A 1,487-nucleotide genomic window follows, 5' to 3' on the forward strand; every position below is an offset into this window, starting at 1 on the left:
CCCGAAAGGGGGCGGCCACCTTTTTTGTTGCCGGCGGGTTGTATTGCTGCCGGCTGCTTGCGGCGCCGGATGCGTGGACGCGGTGTCAGGCGGTCTGCCCGGCGTGCTCGCCTTCGGCGATCTCCTCCAGCACCTTGTCATTGAAGGCGGGAAGGTCGTCGGGTTTCCTGCTCGTGACGAAGCCCTGGTCCACCACGACTTCCTGGTCGCTCCAGTTGGCGCCGGCGTTTCGCAGGTCCGTGGCCAGCGTGTGGTAGGAGGTGAGGTTCCTGCCCTTGACGACGCCCGCGTCGATGAGCAGCCACGGGCCATGGCAGATGGCCGCCACCGGCTTGTGCTGCTCGAAGAAGCCGCGGGCAAACGCCTGCGCACCCTTGTCCACCCTGAGGTGGTCGGCGTTCACCACGCCGCCCGGAATCACCAGGGCGTGGAAGTCCGCGGCGTTGGCGTCCTTCAGGGTCAGGTCCACGTCGAAGGTGTCGCCCTTCTCGACGCCCTTGAAGCCCTGGAGTTTCCCGCTCTTCGGAGCCACCAGGACAGGCTCGCCGCCAGCGTTCTTGACGGCGTCCCACGGGCTGGTCAGTTCAACCTGCTCCACGCCGTCCGTCAGCAGGAACGCTACCCTCTTGCCGGTGATGTCGTGTTCTGACATGTGTCCTCCTTTTCCGTGTGGTGCCTTACAGGACCACCCTAGGAAAGCAGAAACTCATAAGCAAGCTGATGATTCCTTCGGCCTGCCGCCGCTGGATGTCAACGAGAGACGTCAATCCACTCCGTGCCTTCGTGCTGGAGGGACGCACTTCCGGCGGTCATGGCGGCCAGCCGGTCGGCGGCCGCCGCCAGGTCATCGGCCGCATCCGGGAGCGCGAGCCGCAGCACCGTCGACTGGGCTTCGTAGCCGGTCTCCGCCATCGCGTAGCCCGCGCCGCGAAGGTCGTTCTCGAGGCGCCCGGCCGCGGCGTGCGGCACCCGCACGGCACAAATGCGCAGCCGCCGGCGCTTCACCATCGGAGCCAGCGCAAGCGTCGTCGAGACTGAATCGGAGTACGCGCGCACCAGGCCGCCGGCACCCAGCAGGATCCCGCCAAAGTAACGCACGACGACGGCACTCACGTCGCTGAGGTCCGTCACCCCCGGCGCGGTTTCCCGCCGGAGGAGCGCCTCCAGCATGGGGATGCCGGCGGTGCCGGAGGGTTCGCCGTCGTCGCTGGAACGCTGGATGTCGCGGTCCGGCCCCAGGACGAAGGCAGAGCAATGGTGCCGTGCATCATGGAACTCGCGGCGGAGCTCAGACACCAGGGTCCGGGCATCATCCTCGGTGGCCGCCCGGCGCAGCACGGTGATGAACCGGGAGCGCTTGATCTCAAGCTCGTGGCGGAAGCCATCCCCGGCAGCCAGCGTCGTGTACGCGGATGCCCTGCTCTCTTGGTCTTGCACCGCCCAAGTCTAGGACATGGGCCCACGCCGCCTGGGCCCACGCTGCCGAG

At 67.6% G+C, this 1,487-nt stretch carries 2 protein-coding genes; both read right to left on the reverse strand.

The genetic code is table 11. The annotated features are described in order from the left end of the window. Positions 1 to 85: 85 nt before the first annotated feature. Positions 86 to 652 (reverse strand): type 1 glutamine amidotransferase domain-containing protein, encoded by a 567-nt coding sequence (locus ACFQ50_RS13275; protein WP_377996013.1) that lies wholly within the window; start codon positions 650 to 652, stop codon positions 86 to 88. A gap of 98 nt (positions 653 to 750) precedes the next feature. Beyond that, a complete protein-coding gene (locus ACFQ50_RS13280) occupies positions 751 to 1,437 on the reverse strand; it encodes an IMPACT family protein (protein ID WP_377996014.1) in 687 nt (228 codons plus the stop codon). Positions 1,438 to 1,487 lie beyond the last annotated feature (50 nt).

It is taken from the genome of Arthrobacter sp. NPDC056493, assembly GCF_042795115.1.
In the GTDB taxonomy this organism is placed as follows: Bacteria; Actinomycetota; Actinomycetes; order Actinomycetales; family Micrococcaceae; genus Arthrobacter.